The 22,968-nt window shown below is 63.5% G+C and carries 25 protein-coding genes and 1 pseudogene; 13 read left to right on the top strand and 13 right to left on the bottom strand.

Annotation, left to right across the window (positions count from 1 at the left end):
• Positions 1 to 100 precede the first annotated feature (100 nt).
• The gene (locus tag ACSSU5_RS06645) at positions 101 to 820 is read left to right on the top strand and encodes an SDR family NAD(P)-dependent oxidoreductase (RefSeq protein ID WP_264311598.1); all 720 of its coding nucleotides are present in this window, start codon (positions 101 to 103) and stop codon (positions 818 to 820) included.
• Between the two features lie 130 nt (positions 821 to 950).
• On the opposite strand, the gene ACSSU5_RS06640 is transcribed toward ACSSU5_RS06645, so the two are convergent.
• Positions 951 to 2,129 carry an acetyl-CoA C-acetyltransferase gene (locus tag ACSSU5_RS06640; protein ID WP_492560842.1) on the bottom strand — a complete coding sequence of 393 codons (1,179 nt, stop codon included), beginning with the start codon at positions 2,127 to 2,129 and terminating at the stop codon, positions 951 to 953.
• 210 nt (positions 2,130 to 2,339) lie between these two features.
• Here ACSSU5_RS06640 and ACSSU5_RS06635 point away from each other — a divergent pair, with 210 nt between their 5' ends.
• A complete protein-coding gene (locus ACSSU5_RS06635; protein ID WP_264311600.1) occupies positions 2,340 to 2,606 on the top strand; it encodes a PepSY domain-containing protein in 267 nt (88 codons plus the stop codon).
• Positions 2,603 to 2,959, top strand: a pseudogene (locus ACSSU5_RS06630) (cytochrome b/b6 domain-containing protein); the annotation flags it as partial. The gene ACSSU5_RS06635 and the pseudogene ACSSU5_RS06630, both read left to right, overlap by 4 nt.
• On the opposite strand, the gene ACSSU5_RS06625 reads toward ACSSU5_RS06630, so the two are convergent.
• From ACSSU5_RS06625 to ACSSU5_RS06610, 4 genes are read right to left on the bottom strand one after another with little or no spacing between them, the layout of a single operon-like run.
• Positions 2,866 to 3,903, bottom strand: coding sequence for an agmatine deiminase family protein (locus tag ACSSU5_RS06625; RefSeq protein WP_492560841.1), 1,038 nt, complete (start codon positions 3,901 to 3,903; stop codon positions 2,866 to 2,868). The pseudogene ACSSU5_RS06630 and the gene ACSSU5_RS06625 sit on opposite strands and share 94 nt — an antisense overlap.
• 18 nt (positions 3,904 to 3,921) lie before the next feature.
• Positions 3,922 to 5,007: an extracellular solute-binding protein gene (locus tag ACSSU5_RS06620; RefSeq protein ID WP_492560840.1), complete on the bottom strand. Its 1,086-nt coding sequence runs from the start codon at positions 5,005 to 5,007 to the stop codon at positions 3,922 to 3,924.
• Between the two features lie 2 nt (positions 5,008 to 5,009).
• Positions 5,010 to 5,906, bottom strand: coding sequence for an N-carbamoylputrescine amidase (aguB, locus tag ACSSU5_RS06615; protein WP_264311603.1), 897 nt, complete (start codon positions 5,904 to 5,906; stop codon positions 5,010 to 5,012).
• The gene (locus tag ACSSU5_RS06610) at positions 5,903 to 6,943 is read right to left on the bottom strand and encodes an agmatine deiminase family protein (protein ID WP_264311604.1); all 1,041 of its coding nucleotides are present in this window, start codon (positions 6,941 to 6,943) and stop codon (positions 5,903 to 5,905) included. Before ACSSU5_RS06610 ends, aguB begins: the two co-directional genes overlap by 4 nt.
• Positions 6,944 to 7,078: 135 nt before the next feature.
• On the opposite strand from ACSSU5_RS06610, the gene ACSSU5_RS06605 reads away from it, so the two are divergent.
• From ACSSU5_RS06605 to ACSSU5_RS06595, 3 genes are all read left to right on the top strand, one after another.
• Complete coding sequence (locus ACSSU5_RS06605) at positions 7,079 to 7,942, top strand: LysR substrate-binding domain-containing protein (RefSeq protein ID WP_492560839.1); 864 nt, start codon at positions 7,079 to 7,081, stop codon at positions 7,940 to 7,942.
• Between the two features lie 119 nt (positions 7,943 to 8,061).
• Positions 8,062 to 9,273 (top strand): enoyl-ACP reductase FabV, encoded by a 1,212-nt coding sequence (gene fabV / locus ACSSU5_RS06600; RefSeq protein ID WP_264311606.1) that lies wholly within the window; start codon positions 8,062 to 8,064, stop codon positions 9,271 to 9,273.
• 178 nt (positions 9,274 to 9,451) lie between these two features.
• Positions 9,452 to 10,360 carry an alpha/beta hydrolase family protein gene (locus tag ACSSU5_RS06595; protein WP_264311607.1) on the top strand — a complete coding sequence of 303 codons (909 nt, stop codon included), beginning with the start codon at positions 9,452 to 9,454 and terminating at the stop codon, positions 10,358 to 10,360.
• Positions 10,361 to 10,384: 24 nt separating this feature from the next.
• Here ACSSU5_RS06595 and ACSSU5_RS06590 read toward each other — a convergent pair whose 3' ends face one another.
• From ACSSU5_RS06590 to ACSSU5_RS06575, 4 genes are read right to left on the bottom strand one after another with little or no spacing between them, the layout of a single operon-like run.
• Entirely contained in the window at positions 10,385 to 10,726 is a 342-nt protein-coding gene (locus ACSSU5_RS06590) for a HopJ type III effector protein (RefSeq protein ID WP_264311608.1), read from the bottom strand.
• Complete coding sequence (locus ACSSU5_RS06585) at positions 10,719 to 11,015, bottom strand: DUF1244 domain-containing protein (protein ID WP_264311609.1); 297 nt, start codon at positions 11,013 to 11,015, stop codon at positions 10,719 to 10,721. The genes ACSSU5_RS06590 and ACSSU5_RS06585 overlap by 8 nt, the downstream gene beginning before the upstream one ends.
• A gap of 9 nt (positions 11,016 to 11,024) precedes the next feature.
• Positions 11,025 to 11,771 carry a dihydromonapterin reductase gene (gene folM / locus ACSSU5_RS06580; RefSeq protein ID WP_492560838.1) on the bottom strand — a complete coding sequence of 249 codons (747 nt, stop codon included), beginning with the start codon at positions 11,769 to 11,771 and terminating at the stop codon, positions 11,025 to 11,027.
• 32 nt (positions 11,772 to 11,803) lie between these two features.
• Positions 11,804 to 12,364, bottom strand: coding sequence for an antibiotic biosynthesis monooxygenase (locus ACSSU5_RS06575; RefSeq protein ID WP_492560837.1), 561 nt, complete (start codon positions 12,362 to 12,364; stop codon positions 11,804 to 11,806).
• 220 nt (positions 12,365 to 12,584) lie between these two features.
• On the opposite strand from ACSSU5_RS06575, the gene ACSSU5_RS06570 reads away from it, so the two are divergent.
• Positions 12,585 to 13,535 (top strand): MerR family transcriptional regulator, encoded by a 951-nt coding sequence (locus ACSSU5_RS06570; protein ID WP_492560836.1) that lies wholly within the window; start codon positions 12,585 to 12,587, stop codon positions 13,533 to 13,535.
• Here ACSSU5_RS06570 and ACSSU5_RS06565 read toward each other — a convergent pair.
• The gene (locus tag ACSSU5_RS06565) at positions 13,520 to 14,137 is read right to left on the bottom strand and encodes a hypothetical protein (RefSeq protein WP_264311613.1); all 618 of its coding nucleotides are present in this window, start codon (positions 14,135 to 14,137) and stop codon (positions 13,520 to 13,522) included. The genes ACSSU5_RS06570 and ACSSU5_RS06565 overlap by 16 nt on opposite strands.
• 59 nt (positions 14,138 to 14,196) lie before the next feature.
• A complete protein-coding gene (locus ACSSU5_RS06560) occupies positions 14,197 to 14,625 on the bottom strand; it encodes a PAS domain S-box protein (RefSeq protein ID WP_492560835.1) in 429 nt (142 codons plus the stop codon).
• A 115-nt stretch (positions 14,626 to 14,740) separates the two neighbouring features.
• On the opposite strand from ACSSU5_RS06560, the gene ACSSU5_RS06555 reads away from it, so the two are divergent.
• Entirely contained in the window at positions 14,741 to 15,196 is a 456-nt protein-coding gene (locus tag ACSSU5_RS06555) for a flavodoxin (protein ID WP_264311615.1), read from the top strand.
• Positions 15,197 to 15,476: 280 nt separating this feature from the next.
• A complete protein-coding gene (locus tag ACSSU5_RS06550; RefSeq protein ID WP_492560834.1) occupies positions 15,477 to 16,373 on the top strand; it encodes an alpha/beta fold hydrolase in 897 nt (298 codons plus the stop codon).
• A 325-nt stretch (positions 16,374 to 16,698) separates the two neighbouring features.
• On the opposite strand, the gene ACSSU5_RS06545 is transcribed toward ACSSU5_RS06550, so the two are convergent.
• Positions 16,699 to 17,481 carry an IclR family transcriptional regulator gene (locus ACSSU5_RS06545; RefSeq protein ID WP_264311617.1) on the bottom strand — a complete coding sequence of 261 codons (783 nt, stop codon included), beginning with the start codon at positions 17,479 to 17,481 and terminating at the stop codon, positions 16,699 to 16,701.
• Between the two features lie 164 nt (positions 17,482 to 17,645).
• Between ACSSU5_RS06545 and hmgA the strand changes: the two genes are divergently transcribed.
• From hmgA to maiA, 3 genes are read left to right on the top strand one after another with little or no spacing between them, the layout of a single operon-like run.
• Complete coding sequence (gene hmgA / locus ACSSU5_RS06540) at positions 17,646 to 18,947, top strand: homogentisate 1,2-dioxygenase (RefSeq protein WP_264311618.1); 1,302 nt, start codon at positions 17,646 to 17,648, stop codon at positions 18,945 to 18,947.
• 3 nt (positions 18,948 to 18,950) lie between these two features.
• Positions 18,951 to 20,243, top strand: coding sequence for a fumarylacetoacetase (gene fahA, locus ACSSU5_RS06535; RefSeq protein WP_492560833.1), 1,293 nt, complete (start codon positions 18,951 to 18,953; stop codon positions 20,241 to 20,243).
• Positions 20,244 to 20,255: 12 nt separating this feature from the next.
• Entirely contained in the window at positions 20,256 to 20,888 is a 633-nt protein-coding gene (gene maiA / locus ACSSU5_RS06530) for a maleylacetoacetate isomerase (protein WP_264311620.1), read from the top strand.
• Here maiA and ACSSU5_RS06525 read toward each other — a convergent pair.
• Positions 20,882 to 21,688 carry a SirB1 family protein gene (locus tag ACSSU5_RS06525; RefSeq protein WP_264311621.1) on the bottom strand — a complete coding sequence of 269 codons (807 nt, stop codon included), beginning with the start codon at positions 21,686 to 21,688 and terminating at the stop codon, positions 20,882 to 20,884. The two genes, maiA and ACSSU5_RS06525, sit on opposite strands and share 7 nt — an antisense overlap.
• Before the next feature lie 124 nt (positions 21,689 to 21,812).
• Here ACSSU5_RS06525 and ACSSU5_RS06520 point away from each other — a divergent pair, with 124 nt between their 5' ends.
• Positions 21,813 to 22,832, top strand: coding sequence for a Leu/Phe/Val dehydrogenase (locus ACSSU5_RS06520; protein WP_264311622.1), 1,020 nt, complete (start codon positions 21,813 to 21,815; stop codon positions 22,830 to 22,832).
• The last annotated feature ends 136 nt before the right edge of the window (positions 22,833 to 22,968 follow it).

Genomic DNA, 22,968 nt, shown 5'->3' with positions numbered 1-22,968 from the left:
AGCGGCTGACCAGGGTCGCCGCTGCCCGCACATTGTGCGCCACGGTTAGACCAGGTGCTTATAATGCCGGCTCTAAACGTGATCGACAGGGAGTGATGCGATGAGAGTTTTGGTAGTCGGCGCCAGCAAGGGGCTGGGCAAGGCCTTCATGGAAGGGCTGGGCAAGCCGGGCGATACGCTGATCGGCGTATCCCGCTCGCGCCCCGAAGGGGTGTCGGTCGGCAAGGGTGTCGAGGTGCAGTGGATCGCGGCCGACCTCGGCCAACCGGCTGCCGCCGTCGAGGCCGTTGCCCAGGCGCTGGCCGGGGGTGGCGTCGATACCCTCATCTACAACCTCGGGCTGTGGGAAGCCGAGGCGTTTGCAGAGCACTACCGCTTTCTGGCCGACCACGATGCAGCGCTGCAACGCATGGTCGATTGCAACATCACGGCAACCATCCTGTTGATCAAGCGCTTGCTGCCGATGCTGCTGGAAAGCGAGAAGCCGCGGATCATTCTTACCGGTTCTACTTCAGGCTTGCCGCAGAGCGGGCGCCCTGAAGTGACCTTTGCTGCGTCCAAGTTTGCCCTGCGCGGGATTGCCGAGGCCTTGCGTGAGGGGTATCGCGAGCAGCGCCTAGGGGTGACGTGCCTTAATCTGGGCTACCTGAACACTGAGGATGGCCTGGATGTGCCGGTGGCCGAGGCTGCGGCGCGGGGTGAGGGAGGGCTGATTCCGCTGCACGATGTGGTGCTGATGGTGCGCACCATGCTGGAGCTGTCGGCGGCAAGTTATGTGCGCGAGCTGACCTTGCCGGCGATTGCTGATGAGCGGTTCTGAGTAACCAGGCCCGGCCTCTTCGCGGGGCAAGCCCGCTCCCACAGGACCTGCGCCGAAGTCGAGGCAGCGCGGATTCTGTGGGAGCGGGCTTGCCCGCGAAGAGGCCGGCCCTGCCTTCATCATTTACTGATCAACGCTCGATCGCCAACGCCACACCCTGCCCACCGCCAATGCACAACGTGGCCAGCCCTTTCTTGGCATCCCGCTTGATCATCTCGTGCAACAAGGTCACCAGCACCCGGCACCCCGATGCGCCAATCGGGTGGCCCAGGGCAATCGCCCCGCCATTCACGTTAACCCGCGCCGCATCCCATTCCAGGGCCTTGCCCACCGCCAGTGCCTGTGCGGCAAAGGCTTCGTTGGCTTCGATCAGGTCCAGGTCCGCCAGCTGCCAGCCAGCTTTGTCCAGGCAGCGCTGGGTGGCCGAAACCGGGCCGATGCCCATGATCGCCGGGTCTACGCCAGCACTGGCATAGGCCGCGATCTTCGCCAGCACCGGCAAACCCAGGGCCTTGGCCTTGGCGGCGCTCATCAGCAGCACGGCGGCGGCGCCGTCATTGAGGCTGGACGCATTGCCAGCGGTGACGCTGCCGTCCTTCTTGAACGCTGCACGCAGTTTGCCCAGGGACTCGGCAGTGGTGTCCGGGCGGGGCTGTTCGTCGCGCTCGAAAACCTTGGGCTCGCCCTTTTTCTGCGGCATCACGATCGGGGTGATCTCGTCCTTGAATCGGCCGGCCTCGATCGCGACCACGGCCTTGCGCTGGGACTCGGCGGCGAAGGCGTCCTGCTGCTCACGGCTGAGACCGTACTGCTCCACCAGGTTCTCGGCGGTAATGCCCATGTGGTAGTCGTTGAAGGCATCCCACAGGCCGTCGGTAATCATGCTGTCGATCAGTTGGCCGTGGCCCATGCGCTGGCCCGTGCGCGCCGAAGGCATGACGTAGGGGGCCAGGCTCATGTTCTCCTGGCCGCCGGCGATCACCACCTCGGCGTCGCCGCAACGGATGGCCTGGGCCGCCAGGTGCAAGGCCTTGAGGCCCGAACCGCAGACTTTGTTGAGCGTCAGCGCGGGTACGCTGTAAGGCAGGCCAGCCTTGATCGCGGCCTGGCGGGCCGGGTTCTGGCCGGCGCCGGCGGTGAGCACCTGGCCGAGGATGACCTCGTCGACCAGGGCCGGGTCCAGTTGGGTCTGTTCCAGCAGGCGCTTGATCACGGCAGCGCCGAGGTCGACGGCAGGTACTGTTGCCAGGGCGCCCTGGAAGCTGCCGATGGCGGTACGGGTTGCGGCGACGATGACCACGTCGTTCATGTTGTTGTTCTCCGTGCAAGGGTGAGCGCCGCGAGGGCAGGATGCCGTCAGCATCGGTGGGTTTGGTTCATTTGTTAAGTTTGTTTTTCTTTTGGATTGATTCGGAAAACAAATGAATGGCAATGGCGCGCCTCGCCGCAGGCAAGCTGCTGCCCTTGGGTCTAAGCTGGATGTCGTGCTGTTTCACTCAATGCAATGGAGCTCATGGCCATGCGCATCTTGATCGTGCTTACCCTTCTGATCGGCAGCAGCACAGCATTCGCCGCCACCCAATGCACCACCGCAGACAAAAGCACCTGGCAAGACCAGGACAAGTTCCAGGCCCAGCTTAAGGAACAGGGCTACAAGATCAACAAGTTCAAGGTCACCAAAGGCAACTGCTACGAAATCTATGGGTTCGACAAGGATGGCCGCAAGATCGAGATCTACCATGACCCGGTCAGCGGCAAGGCAGTCAAGACCGAGTACCACGATTGAAGGTCAATGCCACGGTGCAGCTGTGGGACCCGCTCCTGCGGCTGTGCCACTTGTCTTTGGCCACGGTGTTCTTCGCGGATTATTTTTTCAATGAAGAGGGCGACGACTGGCACCAGTGGCTGGGCTACTACGGGCTGGCGTGCGTGTTGTTGCGCCTGGTCTGGGGCTTCGTTGGGCCGCAAAGTGCGCGCTGGGCCGATTTTTGGCCCACCCCGGCACGCTTGGCCGCCCACACCCGGACGCTGTTGCGCGGCCAGCCTTACCATCGCCTGGGGCATTCGCCGATTGGCGCCCTGGTGATGCTGCTGATGCTGACCGGGATCGCTGGCCTGGGCCTGACCGGTTGGGCAGCGCCGTTGATCACGAAGTAGTTGATATAGCCTGCGGCAAAATCCGGGTTGCCCTTGCTGAACCTATTGCGCCTGCCGCGCAGGGGCGGCGACACCAGATGGATCTGCAGGCGACGGCCCTCGGCATCCGTGGCGTGCTTGAGAATCTCCAGGTGCTTGCGGGTCACGGCATGGTCGTAAGACTCAGGGTCGTTGTCCAGGTTGGCGATCACCACGCCTGGTCGCACGAAACGCGCATAAAAATCCACATGCCCATCGGTGATGTCCTCACCCGCGATGCCCGGCAACCAGATGATCTTGCTCAACCCCAGGCGCGCCTTGAGTTCGGCCTCAACCTCGGCTTTGCTCCAGCCGGGGTTGCGGTTGGCGTTTATCCAACTGCTCTCGGTCATGATGCCAGTGCCATGACCATCGACCTCGATGGCGCCACCTTCACCCACCAGTTCACTGCGCTGGTAGTGAGCGTTGGCCAGTGTGGCGACGCGTTTGGCCAAAAGGGCGTCGCTGCGGTGGCGCTGCTTGTTGCCCCAGCCATTGAAGTTGAAATCGACCGCACCCAGGGCGCCGTCATCGTCAACGACGAAGTTGGCGCCGATGTCGCGCATCCAGATGTCGTCCAGCTCGCAGGTCACGAAGTGGGTGTTGGGGCTGGCGCAGTGTTGCTTGGCCAGCGCCTGTTCACTGGCGCGGCAGAACACGGTCACCGGCTGGTAGCGCGCGATGGCCTGGGCGATGCGGCCCAAGGCGGCCTGCACATCGGCGGTGAAGTCTTCCCAGATCGCCGGCTGGGCACCGAAGGCGATGAAAGCGCGTTGTTGCGGTTCGCCTTCATCAGGCATGAACCAGCGCTCCGGGTCATCGGCGCGGGCCAGGCTCAGGGGCAGGCCGAGGCCGGCACCGAGCCCGGCGGCCAGCGACAATTGCAGAAAGGTTCTTCGGTTTGGCATGGCACCACGTGGCATGGTTCAGTCCTGTGCTGTCTTGAAGCGTGTCCACACCCGCATGCGCGCGCGCATGTCGGCCTGGGGGATGTCCCGGCCCGGGATCAGCCGGGCATAGGTGGCTTCGTCGAGGTAGATGTTTGGGTTGTCGCGCATGCGTGGATCGACTGCCTGGCGTGCCTTGGCACTGGCCGTGGGGTAGCCGGTGAAGGTGCTGATGGCGGCCATGTTCGCCGGGCGCATGACGAAGTTGATGAAACGATAGGCGTATTCGGGGTGTTTGGCGTCGGCGGGGATGGCCATGGTGTCCATCCATACCGTGGTGCCCTGACGCGGTACGCGGTATTGGAAGTCGATCGCCTTGCCTGCGGCATCGGCCGTGCGCTGCGCCTGGATCACGTCGCCGCTGTAGCCCAGTGACAGGCACAGGTTCTCGTTGACCAGTTCGGTCACCGGTTGCGACTGGAACTTGCGCACATAGGGGCGGATGGCCTTGAGCACGTCGCTGGCGGCGGCCAGGTCTTCGCGTTTGGCACTGCGAGGCTCACGGCCGAGGTAGTTGAGGACCACGGCCAGTACTTCGTCTGGCGAGTCGATGATCGAGATGCCGCAGTCGGCGAACTTGGCGGCAAGCGCGGGTTTAAGCAGCAGGTCGAGGTTGTCCAGCGGCGCGTCCGGCATGCGCTGGCGGACCTTGTCGGCATTGACCGTCAGGCCGATGGTGCCCCAGGTGTAGGGCACGGTTGCCTGGCTGGCCTTGGGGTAGCGGGCGTGCAGCTTGCGCAGGCCTGGCTCGATGTCATCCAGGGCCTCCAGGCGGCTGTGGTCCAGTGGCTGCAGGCTGCCGGCGCGCATCAGCCGCTCGGCCACGGTGTCGCCCGGGAACACCAGGTCATAGCAGCTGCGCCCGGACATGAGCTTGGCTTCGAGTACTTCGCTGCCGTCCATGACGTCGTAGATCACCTGGATGCCCGTTTCGGCAGTGAATTGCTTGAGGGTGTCCTCGGCGAAATAGTCGGCCCAGTTGTACAGGCGCAGGGTCGGTTGTTCGGCCTGGGCCTGGCTGGCGCAGAGCGCCAGGGCAAGTGCAGCCAGAGTTGGCAGCTTCATCTTCAGGCCCTCGCGGTAGTGGGGTGAGTGCCGTCCAGGGTCAGCAGCGGCGCGTACATGTCCGGGCGGCGGTCGCGGTAGATGCCCCAGGTCAGCCGGTCTTCGCGCATGCGCCCAAGGTCCAGGTCGTGCAGCCAGATGCCGCTGCTGTTGCGGTCGGCTTCGGCAAGCAATGCACCTTTGTGGTCGCAGATGAACGACGAGCCATAGAAACGCATGGCCAGGGTTTCATCGCTTTGTGCCACCTCCCGGCCCACACGGTTGGCCGCCACGACTGGCAACAGATTGGCGGCGGCATGGCCGCGCATGGCGATTTGCCAATGGTCGCGCGAATCCAGTTCGGCGGCGCCGGGCTCAGAGCCGATGGCGGTGGGGAACAGCAGCACCTCGGCGCCCATCAGTGCCAGGCAACGCGCGGTTTCGGGGAACCACTGGTCCCAGCAGATGCCGATGCCCAGGCGGCCGAACGCGGTGTCCCAGACCTTGAAGCCGGTGTCACCGGGGCTGAAGTACTCCTTCTCCTGATAGCCGATGGCGTTGGGGATATGGGTCTTGCGGTACACCCCGAGCAGGCGCCCGTCGGCGTCGGCCACGGTCAGCGAGTTGAAGAAGGCGTTGCCGGCCCGTTCGTACCAGCTCAACGGCAACACCACGCCCAGCTCACCGGCCAGCGCGGCGAAGCGCTGCAGGATCGGGCTGCTCGGGTAGGGCTCGGCCAATGGCAGATGCCGGTGGTCCTGTTCGATGCAGAAGTACGGCGTGGCGAACAGCTCCTGCAGCAGAATCACCTGGGCGCCTTGGGCGGCCGCCTGGCGCACCAGCTGTTCGGCGCGGTCTAGGTTGGCCGGCAGGTCCCAGGTGCAGGGCATCTGGGTGGTGGCGATGCGCAGCGGGCTCATGGGCGCACCTCGGGTTGCTGTTGGGTGATGCAGTGGATGCCGCCGCCGCCGTGGGCGATGTGGTCGATGCGCACCGGCACGATCTCGCGGCCGGGGAAGGCATGGGCCAGTTGTGCGGCGGCGTCCTGGTCAGCGGCGATGCCGTAGGCCGGCATGATGATCGCGCCGTTGGCGATGTAGAAGTTGGTGTAGGACGCACAGAACACCTCTGCGTCTTGATCGACCGCGGCACTGGCCTCGTAAAGATCCAGCAGTTCGAACGTGCGCCCATGCGCGTCGGTGGCGAGCGCCAGGGCGCGGCGGTTTTCCCGGGCTACTTCGGCATAGACCGAGCCTTGGTCGTGGGTGGCATCGACCAGCAGTACGCCGGGCCGAGCGAAGGCGCACACGCCGTCCACGTGGCCGTCAGTCATGTCACCGGTGACGTACTGCGGGTCGCCGGGCAGCCAGATGGTCTTGCTGATGCCCAGATAGCGGGCAAAGCAGGCTTCGAACTCGGCCTTGCTGATGCCTGGGTTGCGGTTGGGGTTGAGCAGCACCGACTCGGTAGTGATCAGGGTACCTTCGCCGTCCACGTGGATCGCGCCGCCTTCGTTGCACAGCGCGGTGCTGAAGCCATCGAGCCCCAGGTGATCGAGCACGCGTCGGCCCAGGCTGCGGTCCAGCCCGTGCTGCGACTTGTTGCCCCAGGCGTTGAAGCGCCAGCTCAGGCCGGCCAGGCCGTGCTGTGGATGGCAGATGAAGCTTGGGCCGCTGTCACGGCACCAGCTGTCGTCGACCGCCAGCTCGATCAGTTCGATGTTGGCGCCGCAAAGGGCGCGGGCGCTGTGCATGGCAGAAGGATCGACCACCATTTTCACAGGTTCGAAGCGGGCGATGGCGGCGGCCACACGGGCGTAATCTTGCTGCACATCGGCCAGGCGTACGTGCCAGCCGCTTTCCCACAGCGCTTGGTTATGCGGCCAGATCATCCAGGTGGCAGCGTGGCGGGCCCATTCGGCAGGCATGCGCCAGCCGCTGTCGAGGGACAGGTCCATAGAGAACTCCGATCTATTAAGGATTTTTATCAACGAAGCCCGCCGTCGCGGGTGTTGGTACTCATGCTATGGCTATGAACGTTCAGCGACAAACGATAGATTTAGCGCACACCTGATTAGCAAGGCTTATCGATCATGCTCAAACACTGGCCACCCCTCAATGCCCTCAGAGGCTTCGAGGCCGCTGCCCGGCTTGGCAGTTTCCACAAGGCCGCCGAGGCGCTGAACCTCACCCAGTCGGCCATCAGCCAGCAGATCCGCAGCCTGGAAACCTATCTGGAACAGCCGCTGTTCCATCGCGCGGGTCGCAGCGTGAGCCTGACCGATGCCGGGCATGATCTGCTCAGCACCACCCAGTCGTTGCTGCAGCACCTGGCGGTGGGGATTCGCCGGCTGGAGCAATACCGCAAGCCCAACCAACTGGTGGTCAACACCAGCCCGGCCTTTGCCCGGCACTGGCTATTGCCGCGCCTGGCCGACTTCCATCAGCGCTGCCCGGAAGTCGACCTGTGGCTGTTCACCAGTTTCGACGTGCCGGACATGGCCAGTGAGACGATCGACCTGGCCATCCGTGACGACCTGAGCGCCCAGGCCGAATGCAGCTTCACCGTGCTGCACCAGGACACGTTGTACCCGGCCTGCCACCCTTCATTGGCCGCGTCGGCTACACGGACCACCTTGCACGGTGAGCGGGAAATGGACTGGAGCCATTGGCAGCTCGAAGGCGGCGAGGATGTCGGGCAGCAGGGCAAGGGGCTTAATTTCTCTGACCCTGGGTTGCTGCTGGACGCAGCCAGTGAAGGGCTGGGTATCGCGCTGGTCAGCCAGTTGCTGGCCCGGCGGGCGGTGGCGCAGGGGCGCTTGCAGGCGCTTTCGCCACAACGGGTACGCGGGCCGGCGTGGGCCTGCCTGGTGCATCGCGACAGCCAGGATGATCCCTTGGCGCAGCGGTTTTTGCAGTGGCTGCAAGGCCAACTGACTGAGCAAGCGCTGTTTTGAATCCCCTCAAACACCCCGTAATATGTGTCGGATAACCTGCGGGGGTAGTCTCACCCTCTGATCAATCGGAATCGCCCTTGGCGGCGCTTCCCTGGCATAAACCTGACGAGGTACAGACATTGGCCATCATTCATCCTAAGGTCCGCGGTTTCATCTGCACCACGACCCACCCGAAGGGCTGCGAGCTCAACGTCCGTGACCAGATCGAAGCCACCCGCAAGCTGGGCGTGCGCGAGGATGGCCCGAAGAAGGTCCTGGTGATCGGTGCTTCCAGCGGCTACGGCCTGGCGGCGCGCATTACCGCAGCGTTCGGCTTCAAGGCCGACACCCTGGGCGTGTTCTTCGAAAAACCAGGTACCGAGACCAAGGCCGGTACCGCGGGCTGGTACAACTCCGCCGCCTTCGACAAGTTCGCCAAGGCCGAGGGCCTGTACAGCAAGTCGATCAACGGTGACGCCTTCTCCGACGAGGCCCGTGCCAAGGTCATCGAGCTGATCAAGAACGAAATGGGCGGCAAGGTCGATCTGGTCATCTACTCCCTGGCTTCCCCAGTGCGCAAGCTGCCGCAGACCGGTGAAGTGATCCGCTCGGCGCTCAAGCCGATCGGCCAGCCGTACAAGTCGACCGCCATCGACACCAACAAGGACACCATCATCGAGGCCAGCATCGAGCCGGCCACCGAGCAGGAAATCGCTGACACCGTCACCGTCATGGGTGGCCAGGACTGGCAGCTGTGGATCGACGCCCTGGCCGGTGCCGACGTGCTGGCCGAAGGCGCCCGCACCGTGGCCTTTAGCTACATCGGCAGCGACATCACCTGGCCGATCTACTGGCACGGTGCGCTGGGCCAGGCCAAGCAGGACCTGGACGAAACCGCACTGCGCCTGGACCAGAAACTCGCCGGTGAAGTCAAAGGCGGCGCCAACGTGGCCGTGCTCAAGTCGGTGGTCACCCAGGCCAGCTCGGCCATTCCAGTAATGCCGCTGTACCTGTCGATGGTCTTCAAGATCATGCAGGAGAAGGGCGTGCACGAAGGTACCCAGGACCAACTGGACCGCATGTACCGTGATCGCCTGTACCGCGCCGATGGCGCCGCAGCTGCGGTCGACGAGAAAGGCCGCCTGCGCCTGGACGACTGGGAGCTGCGTGACGATGTACAGGACGCCTGCAAGGCGTTGTGGCCGACAGTCACCACCGAGAACCTGTTCGAGCTGACCGACTACGCCGGTTACAAGAAGCAGTTCCTCAACCTGTTCGGGTTCGAGCGCGCTGACGTCAACTACGACGAAGACGTGGCCACCGATGTGAAGTTCGACTGCATCGAGCTGTAAGCAAGGCTGAACAATGAGGGGGCTGTACCGGCCTCTTCGCGGGCAAGCCCGCTCCCACAAGTATTTCACCGCTGTTAAAGGCAGAGGGGTACCTGTGGGAGCGGGCTTGCCCGCGAAGAGGCCGGTACAGCCCCCGATTTTTTTGCTAGCGTTGGCGCACAACAACAGGAAGCGCGCCATGAGCAGCCTCACCCAACCGGCCACGCCCTTTCGCCAGACCGCAGCCGACGGCTACAGCCTCGGTGGCTTCTGCTGGCGCCACGCCCAGGCCAACCCCCAGCGCCCGCTGGTGATCATCAACGCCGCCACTTCGGTGCGTTGCCGCTATTACGCCCGCTTTGCCGACTACCTGTTCGCCCAAGGCTGCGACGTGCTGACCTACGATTACCGAGGCATTGGCGAATCACGGCCGGCTTCATTGCGCGGTTTCCAGGCGTCCTGGAGCGACTGGGGGCGGTTGGATTTCGAAGCCATGCTGGCCCACGCCGCACAGGCGTTCCCCGGCCAGCCCATCGATGTTGTGGGGCATAGCTTCGGCGGTTGCGCGGTGGGGTTGGCGCCGTCCGCCGGGCAGGTCAGGCGGGTCGTGATGGTGGGCGCGCAGTTCGCCTACTGGCGCGATTACGCGGCCGATCAGCGCTGGCGGCTGTTCGGCAAATGGCATGTGGTGATGCCCTTGTTGACCCGCGCTTTCGGCTACTTCCCCGGCAAGCGCCTGGGCTGGATGGAAGACACCCCGGCGGGGGTGGTGCATGACTGGACCACCCGTACGCCACGCTATGAGCACCGGCCAAGTGGGCGCCTGTTGGAGAGGGTGCCGTTTGCACATGTCCAGGCCGCGACGCTGGCAATCAGCTTGACCGATGACCCGTTTGGCACCGTGGCGGCTACAGAGCGCTTGCTAGGGTATCTGCAAGGTACTGAACGTCAGCATCTGCGGATTGCACCTGTGGATATCTCGGTCGAGGAAATTGGCCATTTCGCGTTTTTCCATGACCGCTTCCGCGAGCGCTTGTGGCCGATAGCGTTGGAGTGGTTGCAGCGTGGCGGATTGTTGGCCGACAGGCCGGGGCAGATCATCAGCTGATGTTGCCTGCCCGGCCCGGCATTCTCAGGCGTTGCGCGAAAGCGGCTGGGCGGTGAATTTCACACCCGCCAGGCCATGCTTGATCAGCGCACGGATATTGCCATGGTCACTGCCCTCAGGCGTGGCCACGACATCGCGGTAATGCTCACCGAAAGCCAGCAGCGCCTCCTGGTCGCTCAGGCCTTCCAGCAAAGCCAGGCCCAGGGTCTTGCACGAGCCTTCGTTCTGCCCGGCGGCGTTTTCCACGCCGCCGTTGTTGAAGGCCTGTGGCTGATAGCTGTAGCGGGCGGCGATGAAAGCCAAGGTGTCGGCAAAGACGTGTTCGCCGCTGGCCAGGCTGGCGCGCAGGGTGTTCAGATCAGTCACGAGGTTTTCCTTTTTCGAACGCCGCTTGTTGTTCGGCGCTGGCTTCTTTCTGGTATTGGGCTTTCCACTCGGCGTAGGGCATGCCGTACACCGCTTCGCGGGCATCATCCAGGCTGACGTCGACCTGGCGCTCGTCGGCAGCGGCCTTGTACCACTTGGACAGGCAGTTGCGGCAGAAGCCGGACAGGTTCATCAGGTCGATGTTCTGCACGTCGGTGCGCTTTTGCAGGTGTTCGACCAGGCGCCGGAACGCGGCGGCTTCGAGTTCGAGCTGTTGTTGCGGGGTCATGGGCTTCTCTCAGGTCATGCGATTTTTCAGGTGGCGGCCACCGTTGATGACCACCTGGCTGCCGGTACTGTACTGGCTTTCGAGCAGGTATTTGACCGTCTCGATCAGCGGGCCGGCGCCGGGTTCGAATTCCAGCAGGGCCTTTTTCAGGGTTTGCTGGCGGTAGGCTTCGTCACCCCCTTCTTTGAGGATCAGCAGCCCAGGCAGGATACCGTTGACGTGCACCTTGGGCGCATATTTTTCGGCGAACGACAGCACCATGTTCTGCAGCGCGGCCTTGGTGGCGGCGTAGCCGATGTGGCTCTTGCTGCCCCGCGAAGAGGTTTCGTCGCAAATGTGAATGATGTCGGCCTTGCCCACGCTGCCTGCCTTGCCCAGCATCTCGCCCAGGGCCAGGTTGAGGTGATAGGGCGCTTCGACGTGCAGGCGGAACATGGTGTCCAGGTTGGCCAGGCCATCGTCCAGCCACAGGGAGGCGTTGTGGATGATCGCGCGCAAGCCGTCGTAGTTGCCTTGCAGGTAGTCGATCAGCGCCTGGCGGTCGCCGGCCTGGCAGAGGTCGGCCTGGAACTGCACGATGTTGGGGTGTGCGGACTGCGGCTGAAGGCTGCGGCTGGCACTGACCACCGTATGGCCGGCCTGTGCCAGTTCGAGGGCAAGGGCCAGCCCGACGCGCTGGCTGGCTCCGGTAACGAGAATTGGGCTGTTCATGTTCGGGGCGGTCAACTTGTCTGTCCTTTCGTTGCCGACCAGCATACCCGAACTGTTTCCCTCTTGTAGACCAGCCCTCAGCGACTGCGCAGTGCCGCAGCGCTGGGCGGGGCAGCGTGTAGCCAGCCCGCCAGCAGGCGCGTGGAGAGGGGGATGAACAGGTAGACCATCACCGGTGTCAGGGCCAGGGTACTGAGCATTACCCGTGGCACCAGGTCCATGCCTGCCAGCCAATGGCCGAACAACAAGTTGAACAGCAACGAGACGGGGAAAAAGGCCAACCAGATGGCCACTGCCTGCTTCCAGCGCGGCGGTTTTTGCACTGTATTGGTGCCAAACCAGTCATCGATGCCGTTTACACGCGCTTCTTTGGGGCGTTCGAACAGCCCGTTGCCGCGCTGCAGCCAGGCCTTGCGCGACGCGGAATGCTCCCAGGCGTGCAGGGTAGGTTCGTCGCTGAAGCGAAAGATAATCTGGAATTCATCGCTATCGCGGGGCGGTGCGAAGATGCCCGAACCGAGGTAGCCGGGGAAGTCGGTGGCCAGTTGCTCGCCTTCATGGAGCCAGGCCAGCAGGTCCTGGTAGCGGCCATGAGCGGCGCGGCGCGACACCATCAAGGTGACGGGTGGGGTAGACATCGTGTATCTCCTGGGGACGGGGCTGGCGGGTAGCCGGCCCCTTGGCTTGTGTCGCCCGGGGTGGTGGGCGACAAAAGCGTGCTTGCAAGAATCGGGCGCGAATTATCGCGATACTGCGACCTTCTGCAAGACCAAGGTGGCAAACGGTTGCTAACATGCAACCTATGCTGTTCGTAGTAACATGCGCGCTCAACTTCGGCACACAGAGTACTCAGTGCAGATGAACAAACAGGGACGTACCTCGGAAGTCGATGCGGGCCTGGAACACCAAGAACTGTTCCCGATTCGTGAAGTCTCCCGCCTTACGGGCGTGAACCCGGTAACCTTGCGCGCCTGGGAGCGCCGCTACGGCCTCATCCAGCCCACTCGCACCGACAGTGGCCATCGCCTGTACTCCCTGGCCGATATCGACGAGATCCGCAGCATCCTCGGCTGGCTGGAACGCGGTGTGGCGGTGAGTAAGGTGGCCAGCATTCTTGCCCGTTGCCAGACGCAGGCGCAGGAGAGCGGCGATGCGGTGGACACACGGCTGAGATTGCAGCAGCAGATTCTTGAGGCGGTACAACGCTTTGATGGTGCGGGGCTGAACCGTTTGTTCGACCAGGTGTTCGCGGGCCATACCCTGGATGAGGTGTTCGGGGACATCTTCATGCCGGTGTGGCACGACCTGGCAGCAGGCCAGGGGGGCTATGGCCAGAGAGCCTTCGGACAGGCCAGTGAGTGGCTGTTTTTCGATCAGTTCTTGCGCAGCCGCGTCTTCGTGCGTTTGCAGCTATCGCGCCTGCCGCGTAACCGCAATGTTGTGCTGGCGCCGTTTTCAGGCCCGTGTCACGAGTTGGAGCTGTTGGTCACAGCCTTGTTGCTGGGCAGCGACGAGGTGGGGGTGAGCCTATTGGCGCCAGGGCAGCCACTGCCAGAGCTGCCGCTGATTTGCGAGCGTCTCAGGCCCGATGCCTTGGTACTGTTCTCCAACCATGCGCCGACCGCAGAGTTGAGCAAGCGCCTGGAACGCTTGGCGGTCGGCCTGGAGTGCCCGTTGTTGCTAGCCGGAGAAGTCGCTGAGCTTGCCCAGGACAGCCTGGCAGGCAGCCCGGTGGCGTGCCTGGGTGCGCAGGGCAGCGTGATGCGCCAGCGTCTGAGGCAGTTTTTGGCCGGTCAGCTCGATACCTGACTGTGCAGCTCCGGGTGCGCCTGGCGATGGGCTTGAAGGATATAGTCGCGCAGGCGCTCGATTTCTTCGACCGGGCTGCGGCTTAAATCGTAGGCCGCCAGCTCCGGGCCAATGCGCCGACGCAGCACGCCGTGCAACTCGATAGGCGCAATGCCAGCAGGTGCGAAGCGCAATTCGAAGCGTGCAGGGGCTTGTGCCAGGTCGCGAATCTCCAGCAGTACACCCTTGAACGAAATATCGCGGACCCATAGGCCGCTGGGCTGCTCATGGGCATCGAGCAATACGCTTGGCTGGTCCATGGACAAACGCCACGGGCGCAGCATCGGGCCGTCTTCGTAGATTTCCGGTGAGCCCAGTTGCAAGTGCAGGGCATGAAACTCGTCTTCCACCAGTTGCAGCGGGAAGCTGATCTGCTGGTTGTTGAACTGTGCCTGCAAGGTCACCTGCTCGTTGGCTACCAGGCGGGTGAGCAAGGTCTGGATCCGGCGGTCGCCATTGACCAGCAGGCTGGACATTGAGTCCGCCAGGTTCAACTGTGGCGAATGCTGCATGTTCTGTATGAAATCCAGCTCGTCCTGGGTCAGGAGCGCATCTGCTTGCATGATCGAACTCGGAGGTGGCGATTTCTTCAACGGAATTGACCGTGCGTGGCGCGCTTGGTTCAGGAGCGTAGATCGGATTTCGGACGAGCGTGCATTTCAGCCAGTTCCCGTTCCAGTTCGACCTGGCGGCTGACGTCCTTCTGAATACCGATGAAGTAGGTGCGCTGCTCGGCGTCGTTCCTCACCGGCGTGATCGACAACTCGTTCCAGAAGGCGCTGCCGTCCTTGCGGTAGTTGCGCAGCACCTCTCGGCATGGCCGGCCTTCGGCCAACGCTTTGCGAATGCGCGCGCGGCCAAGCTGGTCACGGTCGGTGGCCTGCAGGAAGCGGCAATCCTGGTAGAGGATCTCGTCACGGGTGTAGCCGGTCAGGCGTTCGAAGGCGGCGTTCACGTAGATCAGGATGGTGTCCTCGCCTTCCTGTTCGGCGACCACGATCCCGTCGTTGGACGCATCGACCATCGATTGCAGCAGTTGCGCGTTGATCATGTTCGGGGCCATTGGGCGAAGAGAAGGGGGGCTGGGACTTTGGTAGAGGCGGCCTTTTGCCAGCGCTGGATGCTAGTATCCTACGTTTTCACTCAGTTTCGGAATCCTCTTCCCGATGAAAGTCGCCATTATTTCCGGGTCGGTGTATGGCACCGCCGAAGAAGTCGCCCGTCATGCCGAATCGTTGCTCAAGGCTGCGGGCTTTGAGGCCTGGCATGCTGCGCGTGCCACCCTGCAGGACTTGGAAGGTTTTGCACCGCAGGCGTTGCTGGCGGTGACGTCGACCACCGGCATGGGCGAGCTGCCCGACAACCTCATGCCGCTGTACAGCACGATCCGCGACACCTTGCCTGCCGCCTGGCGTGGCTTGCCGGGCGCGGTGATCGCGTTGGGCGACGCCAGTTATGGCGATACGTATTGCGGCGGCGGCGAGCAAATGCGCGAACTGTTCGCTGAGCTGGGGGTACGTGAAGTGCAGCCGATGTTGCGCCTGGATGCCAGCGAGACGGTGACCCCGGAGACGGATGCCGAACCGTGGTTGGCGGAATTTGCGGCGGTTCTGAAAGGCTGAATCTCAAATAACAGCCGATAACTCATGGCATTAGCAGGGTCTCATTGTGGGAGCGGGCTTGCCCGCGAAGAGGGCGACGCGGTGTATGGTACCGGCTGCTCTGACCGTTCGTGCCACTGACTCGCAAGGTCATCAAGCTGGCTGGCAACGCAAGTTCCAGCCCATGGGCTGCTGACTAGACTCAGCCTCGACATAGAGAGCACATGTAAGTGCCGAGGTGACATGCAATGACCGCAGCCTTGCCCTATTCCCTCAACACAACCTCACCGGGACCGATCTGATGCTTTTGGCCGAGATTCCATTGTGCGTCTGGCGTACCCGGGGTCAGAGTTTCACTTTCCGGGGCCAGAGCATCCGCTACTGGACCGCAGGGCAAGGAGAGCCCCTGCTTTTGTTACATGGCTTCCCCACCGCCAGTTGGGACTGGCACTACCTGTGGACGCCCCTGGCTCAGCGTTTCCGGTTGATAGCCTGCGACATGCTGGGCTTTGGCGATTCGGCCAAGCCGGTCAATCATGCCTACAGCCTGATGGAACAGGCCGACCTGCAGCAAGCCTTGCTCGCCCATCTCAAAGTCAACCAGCCGGTGCACCTGATGGCCCATGACTATGGCGGCAGTGTGGCGCAAGAGCTGTTGGCGCGGCACCACGAACAGCGCGCAACCATCGCCAGTTGCGTGTTCCTCAACAGCGGGCTGTTCCCTGAGAGCTGCCGCATGTTGCTGATCCAGAAGCTGCTGCTCAGCCGCCTGGGCTGGCTGGTGGGGCGCTCGTTCGGGCGGGACGACCTGGTGCGCAACGTGACCCAGGTGTATGGCCCCTGCACCCACCCCAGTGAAAGTGCGCTGGACGATTGCTGGAGCCTGATCGCCGCTAACCGGGGCACGCGCATATTGCACAAGCTGGCCGGCTACTGGCCGGAGCGCAATGTGCATCGCGAGCGCTGGGTAGGTGCGTTGCAACGCGAAGGGGTGCCCTTGCGCTTCATCAATGGCGTGGTCGACCCGGTTTCCGGAGCGCCCATGGTCGAGCGCTACCGGCAACTGGTGCCGGACCCTGATACTGTGCAGTTGCAGGGGATCGGCCATTACCCACACATCGAAGCGCCGGTGCAGGTGCTGCGCCATTATTTGGCCTTTCGTGAGCAACCGCTGAGTTGTTTGCAGTGCTTGGCTTGAGTTTTGTTGGGCCTTTGAGACCGAGCGCCGCCCGCGCGGCGCTCGATCTCAAGGGCGCAGAAACGCTACCGCCATACCCCTGGCGCCCTCACGCGATCCCCCGACAAGCCCCCCAAAAAAAAGGCCGCTGCAAGCGCAGCGGCCAATCGAGACGTTAGATCAAGGAGCTTCAAAATCTACGTCGGTGAACCTCGCGGGCCTGAAAGGCGGGGGGGTAGTGCCCTTCATGCCGGCCAGTGAGATAAGAATAAGCGCTTGATCCTGTAGGAAAAATAGCCGCTTCTGACATTCACCTTTACGTTTCGGGCAATAGTGCACCGGGTGCTCAACCCGCAGGTGCATACCCCATTCGCCAGCTAGTATCCCGCGTTGCCGTCAGCAATCGCTGGGCTGCTGGGCCATGTTCATCGGCATGGAAGATCGACGTCGGGCCCACCACGGTCATCACCGCAGCGACCTGGCCCAAGGCATTGAATACCGGGGCCGACAGCGCATCCACACCCGGCATCAGCAGGCCATGCACATGGTGCAGGCCACGCTTGCGGATGCCTTCCAGCAAGGCTGCGTAGTCGCAGGCATTGTGCTGCAGCGCTGCCAGCTCCCGGTCGCGCAGTTCGACGGTTTCGCGGTCTGGCAGGTAGGCGGCGAACACCAGGCCGGTGGACGAACTGAGCAGCGGCAGCACCGAACCGATCTGGGTCACCACCGTGACTGCGCGCACCGCAGGTTCAATGCTGACCACCGTCGCGCCCTGATTACCCCAGACGGCAATGAAGCAGCTTTCGTTCAGCTCATCGCGCAACTGCGACAGCGGCAGGGCCGCGATCTTCAGCACATCGATGCTGCCCAACGCCGCCAACCCCACGCGCAACGCTTCACGTCCCAGGCCATAGTGGTTGGTGGCTGCATCCTGTTCGGCAAAACCGCTGGCGATCAGTGCCTGCAGGTAGCGGTGCACCTTGCTCGCCGGCATCTGCACATGCTCTGCCAGGCGTGACAGGGACGTGGAGGGGGAGAGCTCGGCAAGTGCCTTGAGGATATCGGTGCCGACTTCCGCCGAGCGGACCTTCTGCTTGCCGTTATCGGTGGGTGAGCTGGCTTTGGCCATGGGCATGGGTATCCGGATTCGTCGAGTCGCGCCTTTATAGCTTGACGCCTTGCTCGTAGCAAATTACGTTATTCGTAATCTGATTACGATAAAAACAATGCAGACGCGCTGCCACCCCAGCAGCCAGCTGCCAGCAACGGCTCTGCGAGAGCCCGGAGGCATCGATGAACCGCGACACGTCCCCCGACCTTCACTACCTGAGCGGCTTCGGCAACGAGTTTGCCAGCGAAGCACTGCCGGGTGCCTTGCCGGTCGGGCAGAATTCGCCGCAGAAAGCCCCCTACGGGTTGTATGCCGAACTGCTTTCGGGCACGGCGTTCACCATGACCCGCAGTGAGTTGCGTCGCACCTGGCTGTACCGCATCCGCCCGTCTGCACTGCACCCGCGTTTCGAGCGCCTGGCGCGCCAGCCACTGACGGGGCCGCTGGGTGCCGTCACGCCCAACCGCCTGCGCTGGAACCCGCAACCGATCCCCACCGAGCCCACCGACTTCATCGAGGGCTGGGTGCCGATGGTGGCCAACGCGCCGGCAGAAAAACCGGCGGGCGTGAGCATCTACATCTACAGTGCCAACCGCTCCATGGAGCGGGTGTTCTTCAATGCCGACGGTGAACTGCTGCTGGTGCCGGAGCAGGGTCGCCTGCGGATCGCTACCGAGCTTGGTGTCATGGACGTCGAACCGCTGGAAATCGCGGTGATCCCAAGGGGCATGAAGTTTCGCGTCGAGCTGCTCGATGGCCAGGCCCGTGGCTACCTGGCCGAAAACCACGGTGCGCCGCTGCGCATCCCGGACCTCGGGCCGATCGGCAGCAATGGCTTGGCCAACCCGCGTGACTTCCTCACGCCGGTGGCCCACTACGAAGAGGCCGAGGGCCCGGTTCAACTGGTGCAGAAATTCCTTGGCGAACACTGGGCCTGCGAGCTGCAGCATTCGCCGCTGGACGTGGTCGCCTGGCACGGCAGCAACGTGCCCTACAAATACGACCTGCGCCGCTTCAACACCATCGGTACGGTCAGCTTCGACCACCCAGACCCGTCCATCTTCACCGTGCTGACGTCGCCAACCAGCGTGCATGGCCTGGCCAACATGGACTTCGTGATCTTCCCACCGCGCTGGATGGTGGCCGAGAACACCTTCCGTCCGCCATGGTTCCACCGCAACCTGATGAACGAGTTCATGGGCTTGATCCAGGGCGCCTACGATGCCAAGGCCGAGGGTTTCCTGCCCGGCGGCGCCTCGTTGCACGGGGTGATGAGTGCCCACGGCCCCGACGCCGAGACCTGCGACAAGGCCATCGCCGCCGACCTCGCACCGCACAAGATCGACAACACCATGGCCTTCATGTTCGAGACCAGCCAAGTGCTGCGCCCGAGCCGCCATGCACTCGAATGCCCGCAATTGCAGGCCGACTACGACAGTTGCTGGGCCACTTTGCCGAGCACCTTCACCCCGAACCGGAGATAACCCATGAACCAGACCGCCATTACCCGTAGCTGGGTCGAGCATGCCAACGGCCACAGCGATTTCCCGCTGCAGAACCTGCCATTGGGTATCTTCAGCCGGCCGGGTGAAGCGCTGCGCTGCGGCGTGGCCATCGGCGATGCCATTCTTGACCTGGAGGCGGTACTCGCTGCGGGGCTGTTCGAAGGCGAGGCCAAGGCTGCGGTGGAAGCTACCCGCGGTGGTGCCCTGAACGCCTTCTTCGCCCTTGGCCGTGGCGCCCGTGTGGCCCTGCGCGAGCGCCTGCTGGTGCTGCTCGGCGAACACAGCGAACACCAGTCGGCGCTGAACGCCGCGCTTTACCCAGCCGTGGATTGCCAACTGCATGTACCGGCCAAAATTGGCGACTACACCGATTTCTATGTCGGCATCGAACACGCCAAGAACGTCGGCAAGCTGTTCCGCCCGGACAACCCGCTGCTGCCCAACTACAAGCACGTGCCGATCGGCTATCACGGTCGCGCCTCGACCATTCGCCCGTCGGGTACCGATGTGCGCCGCCCTAAGGGCCAGACACTGCCAGCCGGGCACACCGAGCCGAGCTTCGGCCCCTGCGCACGCCTGGACTACGAGCTGGAGCTGGGCATCTGGATTGGCCAGGGCAATGACATGGGCCAGTCGATCCCGGTGGGTGATGCCGCCGAGCACGTGGCGGGTTTCTGCCTGCTCAACGATTGGTCGGCGCGTGATATCCAGGCCTGGGAATACCAGCCGCTGGGGCCGTTCCTGTCGAAGAGCTTCATCACCAGCATTTCGCCCTGGGTAGTGACGGCCGAGGCCCTGGAGCCGTTCCGCCGTGCGCAGCCGGCGCGTGTGCAGGGCGACCCGCAGCCGCTGTCTTATCTGATGGACGCACGTGACCAGGCCAATGGTGCGTTCGACATCGAGCTTGAAGTGCTGCTGCTCACCGAGCGCATGCGCGAGCAGGGCCTGGCCGCTCACCGCCTGACCCTGAGCAACACCCGCAGTATGTACTGGACCGTGGCGCAAATGGTTGCCCACCACAGCGTCAACGGTTGCCAGCTGCAACCGGGCGACCTGTTCGGTTCGGGCACGCTGTCGGGTGCAACGCCGGGCTCTTTTGGCAGCCTGTTGGAAATCACCGAGGGCGGCAAGCTGCCGGTGGAACTGGCCAGTGGCGAGGTGCGCAAGTTCCTCGAAGACGGCGACGAGATCATCCTGCGCGCCCGCTGCACGGGTGATGGCGTGGCCAGCATCGGCTTCGGCGAATGCCGCGGCAAAGTCATCGCGGCCAACTGAGGGGGCAGGGGTATGGAGCTGTACACTTACTACCGTTCCACCTCGTCCTACCGGGTGCGCATCGCGCTGGCGCTCAAGGGGCTGGATTACCAGTCGCTGCCGGTCAACCTGCTCAAGGGTGAGCAGCGCGGTGCGGACTATGTCGCCGTGAACCCGCAGGGCCGTGTGCCGGCCCTGCGCACCGACAGCGGTGAGCTGTTGGTGCAGTCACCGGCGATCATCGAATACCTGGAAGAGGTTTATCCACAGCCCGCGTTGCTGCCGGACACTGCCGAGGGGCGGGCCAAGGTGCGGGGCGTGGCGGCGATCATCGGTTGCGATGTCCATCCGCTGCACAACGTCAGTGTGCTCAACCTGCTTCGGCAGGCGGGCCAGGACGAGCCTCAGGTCAACCAGTGGATTGCTCACTGGATCGGCCAAGGGCTCTCGGCGGTGGAGCAACTGATCGGCGAGCACGGTTTCTGCTTTGGCGACGAGCCGGGGTTGGCGGATGTCTACCTGCTGCCGCAGCTGTACGCTGCCGAGCGCTTCAACATCGACCTCGGCGGTTATCCACGGATCCGTCGGGTCGCCGCACTGGCTGCCCAGCACCCGGCGTTCGCCAAGGCGCATCCCTCGCAGCAGCCGGACACACCGGCTCAGTGAATGGAATGGTGCTGCGTCGGGAGCTTGCCGATACGCTCGGTCAGCTTCAGGCGTTGCACCGGGTCTTCTGTCAGTAGCAAGGCATGCTCCAGGTCGAAACGCTCGGCCTGTGGGCAATCCAGGTACTGGTAGAGCGTAGCGCGGGTGGTGTAGTCGCTGACTTGCACCGGGCCCAGTTGCATGACCCGCTCAGCGTCGATCAGCGCGGCCAGGTGGTTGTCGTTGCTGATGTGCAATTGGCGCAGGTTGCGTGACAGGCGTTGCAGCATCTGCCGTGGGCTGGCCGTGCGCATGTGCTCTGCGTTGAGCGGCACGTGTGGGCCGAACTGGCGTGCGAGCAGGTCGCGGCAATCGCTGGGGTACAAGCGCCTGCCGCCGCAAGGGTCAAGCAGGTGGTCGGCACCGGGCACGCGCAGCAGGAAGTGGCCAGGGAAGCCCACGCCTTCCAGCGCAATGGACAGGCGCCCCGCCAGTTCCAGGGCCAGGATGGCCAGGGTCAACGGCTGGCCGCGACGGCGCTGCAGGACTTTGTCCATCATCGCCGCGTGTGGCCGCAACGGGTGATATTCGTCTTGTTGAAAGCCCAAGGCATTGAGCTGGCGCAGCAGCGGTTGGGCCAGTTCGCACAGGGGCAGCATCGGCAATTTTGCGCTGATCTCGCGCTGCAGGTCATTGAGCAAGGCGAGGCTGTTTGCGGGCTCGACAGCAGGGTCGTGCTCGGCGGCGATCCACAGTGCGGCTTCCAGCAGGGCGGCAGGCTCGCGTTCCAGGCAGGCCAGGCAGGCTTGACGTGGCTTCATGGGGCTTCTCCACATACCTTTAACTATTAGCCGTGGCCCGCTGTTTCGTCCAGTGGTCTGACCGAGGTGCTAGCAACGTGGGCCTGCCTATACTGGTAGGAGCACCTCGTTGGGGAGCCCGCCGATGTTCGCTTTGATGCAAAGTACCCGTACCCAGTCGCTGCACGTGTTCATCGACCCGCCGACGGGCCTGAAGGCCGTGGTGGTTATCCACAGCGAACAACTGGGCCCCGCCATGGGCGGTTGTCGCTACCTGCCCTACGCCGATGACGAGAGCGCCATGACCGACGCGATCCGCCTGGCCCAGGGCATGAGCTACAAGGCCGCGTTGGCCGGTTTGCCGCTGGGTGGTGGCAAGGCGGTGATCATGCGCAACCCTCATGTTGAAAACCGCGCGGCGCTGTTCGAGGCATTCGGGCGTTTCGTCGATACCTTGCACGGGCGCTTCATCACGGCCGTGGACAGCGGTACCTCCACTGTGGATATGGACTGCATCGCCCAGAGTACGCCGCATGTGACCAGTACCACGGCTTCGGGTGACCCTTCACCGCATGCTGCGATGGGGGTGTTCGCAGGTATTCGCGCCACGTCCTATGCCCGGCTGGGCAGCTACAACCTGGAAGGCTTGCGGGTCGCGGTGCAAGGGCTGGGCAACGTTGGCTATGCCTTGGCCGAGCAGCTGCACGCAGCGGGTGCGGAGCTGCTGGTGAGTGACCTGGACCCAGGGCGGGTGAGGTTGGCGGTCGAGCAGTTCAATGCACATCCGGTCACCAACGATGCGTTGATCAGCACCCCCTGCGATATTTTCGCCCCGTGTGGCGTGGGGCCTGTGCTCAACGGGCAGAGCGTGATGCAGCTGCGCTGCGCGGCGGTGGCGGGCGCGGCGAATAACCAGCTGACCACACTGCAGGTAGCCGACCAGCTGGAATCGCGCGGGATACTGTATGCGCCTGATTATGTGATCAATGCCGGTGGGTTGATCTATGTGGCGTTGACCCACCGTGGCGAGGACCTGGGGACCATCACGGCGCACCTGGCGCGTATTCCAACGCGGCTGACCGAAGTGTTTGGCCATGCCCAGGCGGAAAAGCGTTCGCCGGCGCGGGTGGCGCAGATGCTGGCGGAGCGCTTGCTCTACGGCTGAATCCGGTCTTGTTGTTGGAGTAAAGCGTCACTCATTGATTAGCGGGGCTTCATGTGGAAGCAACTGTCTTGTTCGAATCGCTAAAGACGGCACGATCCCTGTGGGAGCGGGCTTGCCCGCGAACACCGGCGAAGCC

It is taken from the genome of Pseudomonas sp. E1MeOHC2 (assembly GCF_058745025.1).
Note: the sequence above shows the minus strand (reverse complement) of the source record. Positions and strands in the feature narration are given on the sequence as shown.